Source organism: Vibrio genomosp. F10 str. 9ZD137, assembly GCF_049974785.1.
In the GTDB taxonomy this organism is placed as follows: domain Bacteria; phylum Pseudomonadota; class Gammaproteobacteria; order Enterobacterales; family Vibrionaceae; genus Vibrio.
This window is the reverse complement of the sequence record NZ_JBNGCJ010000751.1, coordinates 1-6473: the sequence shown is the minus strand read 5'-3', so window position 1 is coordinate 6473 and position 6473 is coordinate 1. Positions and strand designations below refer to the sequence as shown.

Annotated in this window: 7 protein-coding genes; 5 read left to right on the top strand and 2 right to left on the bottom strand. The window is 42.1% G+C overall.

Annotated features, from left to right (window positions below):
* Positions 1 to 132: 132 nt before the first annotated feature.
* Positions 133 to 384 carry a hypothetical protein gene (locus ACP45E_RS17690; protein WP_017035477.1) on the top strand — a complete coding sequence of 84 codons (252 nt, stop codon included), beginning with the start codon at positions 133 to 135 and terminating at the stop codon, positions 382 to 384.
* Positions 385 to 421: 37 nt separating this feature from the next.
* Here ACP45E_RS17690 and ACP45E_RS17685 read toward each other — a convergent pair whose 3' ends face one another.
* Entirely contained in the window at positions 422 to 1456 is a 1035-nt protein-coding gene (locus ACP45E_RS17685; RefSeq protein ID WP_017037722.1) for an NADP(H)-dependent aldo-keto reductase, read from the bottom strand.
* A gap of 127 nt (positions 1457 to 1583) precedes the next feature.
* Between ACP45E_RS17685 and ACP45E_RS17680 the strand changes: the two genes are divergently transcribed.
* Positions 1584 to 1895 carry a DUF6482 family protein gene (locus ACP45E_RS17680; protein ID WP_017035475.1) on the top strand — a complete coding sequence of 104 codons (312 nt, stop codon included), beginning with the start codon at positions 1584 to 1586 and terminating at the stop codon, positions 1893 to 1895.
* A 49-nt stretch (positions 1896 to 1944) separates the two neighbouring features.
* Here ACP45E_RS17680 and mutH read toward each other — a convergent pair whose 3' ends face one another.
* Positions 1945 to 2610, bottom strand: coding sequence for a DNA mismatch repair endonuclease MutH (gene mutH / locus ACP45E_RS17675; RefSeq protein ID WP_017035474.1), 666 nt, complete (start codon positions 2608 to 2610; stop codon positions 1945 to 1947).
* A gap of 620 nt (positions 2611 to 3230) precedes the next feature.
* Between mutH and rppH the strand changes: the two genes are divergently transcribed.
* The 3 genes from rppH to ACP45E_RS17660 all read left to right on the top strand — a co-directional run.
* Positions 3231 to 3749 carry an RNA pyrophosphohydrolase gene (gene rppH / locus ACP45E_RS17670; protein ID WP_026026578.1) on the top strand — a complete coding sequence of 173 codons (519 nt, stop codon included), beginning with the start codon at positions 3231 to 3233 and terminating at the stop codon, positions 3747 to 3749.
* Positions 3750 to 3756: 7 nt separating this feature from the next.
* On the top strand, positions 3757 to 6003 hold the full coding sequence (ptsP, locus tag ACP45E_RS17665) for a phosphoenolpyruvate--protein phosphotransferase (RefSeq protein ID WP_017037721.1): 2247 nt from the start codon (positions 3757 to 3759) through the stop codon (positions 6001 to 6003).
* Positions 6004 to 6011: 8 nt separating this feature from the next.
* A partial coding sequence (locus tag ACP45E_RS17660) for a sulfite exporter TauE/SafE family protein (RefSeq protein WP_141707400.1) occupies positions 6012 to 6473 on the top strand: 462 nt, incomplete at its 3' end.

The window sequence follows — 6473 nt, the reverse complement described above, 5'->3', positions numbered from 1 at the left end:
CGATCGCATGACATCTACTAATAATTAATTCGTAACCTTGTTAGGCTGCGGAAATGGCAGCTTAATAAGAGTCACAACCCCTATTCTCTTTGCGCCCTTTCCCCAGCTACTATTCTTAACTGGAGAACTATTATGCGCCATTCTGTTTATTTAAAACTCGCCACATTACTCGTTAGAGCGGATCTTAAGCGTGAAGAACGTGAGTGGAAGAGAAAAATTCGTCACAGCAGCTACGATATTCCTTGGGAAAATACCCATCTATTACGTGATATAGGATTAGAAAGCGATGGAAGACCTATTGGATTTTCAGAGCCTGAAGCCGTCAAAGCTGAACGTCGAGTTCGTCACCTTCGTCGTGTATTAAGCACGCGAATACCAACGTAGATAATGGGGTAGGCACTTCACCTACCCCTATGAAACACTAAGGACAAGGGTTGGAGTAAGTCGTACCAACCTCTTGTATCTCTTGAAGTAATTCGTCAGTAAGTACAACATCTAAACTGTCTATATTCATTTTTAACTGATTGATATTGGTAGCACCAATGATATTAGAAGCAACAAATGGACGTTGGTTTACATACGCAAGAGCCATTTGAGCTGGATCAAGCGAATATTGATGAGCAAGGTCGACATACGCTTGGGTTGCAGCGATTCCTTGTGGCGTAAAGTAACGGACAAAACGTTCAAATAAAGTGCATCGAGCATCTGTCGGTTTTTGGTTGTTAAGGTACTTTCCACTAAGGCAACCAAAAGCGAGAGGGGAATACGCCAACAGTTTTACGCCCTCATTGTGACTGATTTCTGACAGGCCGATTTCAAAGCTGCGATTGAGTAAGTTGTATGGGTTTTGTATCGATACAATTCTGGGTAGGTCATGTTTTTCTGCTAGTTTGAGCAAGCTCATGACACCCCATGGTGTTTCATTCGAGACCCCGATATAACGAATCTTTCCTGCTTTTACTAATTCAGACATCGCTTCTAGGGTTTCGATCAGTGTGACTTCTTCTTGCTCAGCGCTGTCAGGGTAGTTGAGTTGCCCAAAACAATTGGTGTTTCGTTGAGGCCAGTGCAGCTGATAGAGATCGATGTAATCTGTTTGCAGTCGTTTTAAACTATCGTCGATCGCCAGATGAATATTACGACGATCAAGTTTCATATTATCGCGGATGTATGGAACGTTCCGTGGGCCTGCAACTTTCGTAGCCAGAACCACTTTCTCTCGTTTAGAAGATTGCTTAAGCCAGTGTCCAATATAACTTTCGGTAAGACCTTGTGTTGATGCTTTTGGTGGAACGGGATACATCTCAGCCGTATCAATAAAGTTGACCCCTCTTTCCAATGCATAATCCAGTTGATTGCACGCATCCGCTTGAGTATTTTGCTCTCCAAAGGTCATCGTACCGAGGCAGATTTTACTGATCTCTAAACTCGAGTGTGGCAACTTTGTGTACTGCATAGTACTTCCTTGTTCATCGTATCGTTGTTTTACCAATATATGTGAATCCCTCTATGGATCAAATGGATTAGGGCAAGAATTCGCAAAAATGCCAGCTTTGTCTAGAATGATAATTGGAGGTGCGTATATGCAGAAAAGACAATTAGATAAATGGATTCATGGATATCACAAGGATTCATACCAGGCCCCTAAGGTGTTTGTAATAGGATGCTCTGATTTATCTCAGTATCAAATAGCCGTCGAATATAAGCACAAATTGGAGCCACTCAAACAAGATGACGATCCCATGCACTTTGACTCTCTAGAGCTAGTCAAAGAAGAGTTGGTCCGATTGGGTATCGATAAAGCGTACCTAAGGTTACATAATGCCTATGACGAGTTTGGTCGTGAAGGGGGCATTTCATACTGTGATATTGAGCTATCGTTGGCGATGCATTGACTGTGCTGTTACTTACTTTAAATAAAGACTCTGTTCAATAAACACGTCGTTAAATAAAGTATTTATCGAGAATAGCCGATGTAAATTGAGTCCGAAGATAAAACCCCCGCGGGCGAGTTTTTATCCGTTTACCACTAGAGCCGAACGCATCGGTTAACACTCGGCCATGGGCGGCTTTTGGTCTGAGTTGCAACACTTCGCCGTGTTTCGCGGTGATCTGTTCTACTCGGCCTAGAACAATCAGTTCCATTAATTCTTCCCAATCGGCTTTAAGCTGCTGCTCTTCCTCTTCTGATGGAGACCAGATTAGAGGGGATCCTACTCGTCGTTCCGCTAATGGGATTTCTCTTTCTCCTTCTACGGGGATCCAAAGAACTCTTGATAGCTTATTTCTGACGTGGCTGTGCTCCCAACTTAAACCATGAACACCAACAAGAGGAGCCACACAGACAAAGGTTGTTTCAAGTGGTTTACCGTTATAGCCAATAGGGATACTTTTCAGCTCTATACCCAGTGTTTCAAAGTCTTGTTGAGGTTTGCTTCCTGCTGTTGCCCCTAAGTGCCATTCTAATAATTGACCTACCCAGCCTTTGTCTCTCTTCAGGTCTTCAGGGACAAGGATATTAGCTTCATCAGCGAGATCTTTTAAAGAAAGACCCGCAATCGCATTGGCTCGAGTGAGTAGTTCGTTTTCAGAGATGGGTTCAGGCTTCATAAGGTCGCTAACGGGAGTGTAAAGATCGTTATCATAACAAATGTGTTTTTAATTCGTAATGGGGAATAAGTATTCACCCAGTAGAAAAGATCATCACTTATCAACTTATCCACAGGGATGGCTGTTTTTAAGTGTTAATTCATGATTATGTACAAATGATCAGTGCTTTTAAGATCGGTTAGGACTTGTTATTCGCCATTTTGCCATTATTAAATGATTTTTTTGTGGATAAGACTCTGGTTGGATGATCTTTGACCATGTTGTTTTTAGGGTAAGAAAATAAACATCGATAGTTTATTTTTACTCATGATTATTTATTTAACTTTCTGATTTATATTGATTTATAATTAAGATCTCATGGCTGGAACTATGTTGAAATGAAAGTTTTCAATACGAAATGATCTGTATTAACGACTTTCTTCACACGGTTATTCACAGAAAAGGTGAATAAATGTGGCTTAGGTCTCATTGTGGTGTTGATAAGTGCTCCTAGGCTTAGAAGTTATCCATATTAGGGGTTGTTACCAATAAATCACGTGCTAATCACACTAGTAAGTTTGCTCCTGTTGGGGATATGTGGAAAAATCACTGTAATTAAAGATATTATTCGAGGTTGGCCAGTGATAGATGGCGATGGTTACCGCTTAAATGTGGGAATTGTAATCTGTAACAACCATGGTCAGGTCTTCTGGGCTAAACGATACGGACAACATTCATGGCAATTTCCTCAAGGGGGGATTGATGACGGAGAAACGGCTGAGCAGGCAATGTTCAGAGAGCTCTATGAAGAGGTTGGTCTAACAAAAAAAGACGTGAAAATCGTAGCAACAAGTCGTCATTGGCTCAGATATAAATTGCCAAAACGCTTAGTTCGTTGGGATTCAAAGCCTGTCTGTATCGGACAAAAACAGAAATGGTTTTTATTGCGCTTAGACTGTGATGAATCACAGATAGATATGCAGCGCGGTAGCACCCCTGAATTTGATGGTTGGCGTTGGGTAAGTTATTGGTACCCAGTAAGACAAGTCGTTTCGTTTAAGCGGGATGTGTATCGTCGAGCGATGAAAGAATTCGCTTCAATGGCGATGCCATTCAAAGAGCGAAAACTAAAAGGTAAGCGGAAGTTTAAAAGAGGGTAGAATCGTTATGCTTTCTCAACTAAGGGAAATAGTTGAACAGGTATCAAAAGTTGATGATGTCTATCAAGCGTTTGATATTTTAGTTAAGCAAACATGCAGCGCTATGGAAACAGAGTGCTGCACTATCTATCTTGCTAATGAAGAGCGAAGTCGCTTAGAGCTGATGGCGACTCAAGGACTGGAGTTTTCAGGCGACAAAATCCATATTAACTATAATGAAGGTCTTGTCGGATTAGTTAAGCGTAGTGCCGAACCTATCAATATTGCGAATGCTTCTCAGCATGCCAATTTTAAACTCTTTCCTGAGTTAGGAGAGCAGATTTACCACAGTTTTCTTGGTACACCGATTATTTATCGCAAGCAGGTACTGGGTGTTCTCGTTGTTCAACAAAAGTCCTCCCGTTTATTTAACGAAATTGAAGAATCCTTTTTAGTCACACTGGCTGCCCAGCTTGCTGTGATTATTGCTCATGCACAAACGCAAGGGCATTGGAGTCTTGAAAAAAAACAGCACGTTAATATAGGTAATCCTGCCTCTTCCGGTGTCGCTATTGGTGAGTTTTGGTGGGATGACGCTCAACCTCAGTTGTCTGATGTTCATCCGGCCTCCAACATTAACGTGAGTCAAGAGCAAGAATGGTTGATGGTGGCCATTGAAGATGCTCTTAACGACTTTGGCCGGATGAGAAAAAAACTGCATGGTGATATAAACAAAGAAACGTTAGCGATTTTTGATCTGTTTACTCACTTGCTCAACGATCCAATGCTGCGAAAAGACTTAAAAAGTCATATTCAGAAAGGGGATAAAGCCGATTGGGCCCTTAGGCAGGTCGTCGAGTCTTATTCCAACCGTTTTGCGCGAATGTCTGATGTTTATTTAAGAGAACGAGCACAGGATATTCGTGAGTTAGGTCAGCGCTTACTGTTTTTTTTGTACAACACTCAGAAAGAGCAGCAGCATCTTGAAAAACCAGTCATTTTGGTTGTTAGGGAACTGACTGCTTCCATCTTAGCATCTATCCCCAAAGATAAGTTACTTGCGGTTGTCGCGTTAGATGGTGCTGCGAATTCTCATGCCGCGATTTTGTCTCGCGCCCTTGGCATTCCTGCGGTGATGGGATTAAGCCTGAATCTGACAGAGATAAATGGTAAACGCGGTATCGTTGATGGATACAGCGGAAAGGTTTTAGTTTCACCGAGTAAACAGCTGTTAAAAGAATACCGTGCATTGGCTAACGAAGAGCGTGAACTGACATCCATGGTCAGCAAAGGCTCGGATAAACCCGCGATGACAGCCGATGGGTATCGCATTGAAATGTTATTGAATGCGGGGCTCAGTGCCGATACTAATATTGCGATCAATCAGGGCGTTGATGGCGTTGGTCTATATCGAACCGAGATTTCTTTTTTGCTCCAGCATCGCTTTCCATCAGAAGATGAACAGATACAGCAGTATCGTAGTGTTTTAAGTACGTACCCTAATAAGCGTGTCGTGATGAGAACCTTGGATGTAGGAGGGGACAAAGCTTTACCTTATTTGCCTATAGAAGAGGACAATCCTTTCTTAGGTTGGCGAGGCATTCGATTTACCTTAGATCATCCAGATATCTTTCTGATTCAGATTCGAGCGATGTTACGCGCAAGCACCGAGCATCATAATCTCAGTATATTGTTACCAATGATAGCGAGTGCTCAGGAGCTGGATGATGCGTTATTATTAATAAGGCAAGCGTATAAAGAAGTGTCTAAGGTCGATGAAAGTATCCGTATGCCAAAAGTCGGGATCATGATCGAAGTGCCTTCGATGCTTTACTTACTTCCTCTTATCGCTAAGAAAATTGATTTTGTATCGGTTGGTACCAACGACTTAACGCAATACCTTCTTGCCGTTGATCGTAATAATTCAAGAGTTGCTGATGTGTATGAGTCATTCCATCCATCTGTGATCATGGCGCTGAAACATATTTATGATACTTGTGACCGCTTAAAGCTGCCAGTTTGTGTTTGTGGTGAGTTAGCAGGGGATCCTATTGGTTGTCTCTTGCTTGTTGGCTTAGGATATACCTCACTGAGTATGAATACCTCTAACGTGGCAAAGGTTAAGTATTTATTGCGTCACTCTGAAACGACTGAATTAAAACAATTTGCTAATAAAGCCTTAATGAAAGCGTATGGGAAAGACATCTATACTATGATGTCATCGCATTTTGAAGATAGAGGTTTTGCTGGGTTTATCCGAGCAGGCAAAAAATAGAGGTTGTTGTGCATATAGAATTGTTATTTCTGTTGGTTTTACTGGGTGCTTTTGTTGGTGTAATGGCGGGTTTATTAGGGATCGGCGGAGGGCTGATCGTCGTTCCTGCTCTTCTTTATATTTTGCCTTCCATTGGTATTGGCGCGGAAAGCGTTATGTTGGTTGCGTTAGCGACGTCTCTGGCAACGATTATTTTAACGTCAGGCTCTTCGGCTTTAAACCATTTAAAGCTCGGCAATGTTGATATGTTCATCATTAAATGGCTGATGCCAGGAGTGATCTTTGGTGGCTTTTTCGGTACCTATATTGCCGAGTGGGTACCCACAGAGTACCTCCCTAAGATTTTTGCTGGCATTGTGACTCTATTAGCCATTCAAATGCTGATTTCGGTAAAGTCCACCAAGACAAAGAAAATGCCTAGCAGCGGGGTAACATTACTGTGCGGTTCTGGTATCGGTGTCATTTCAAGT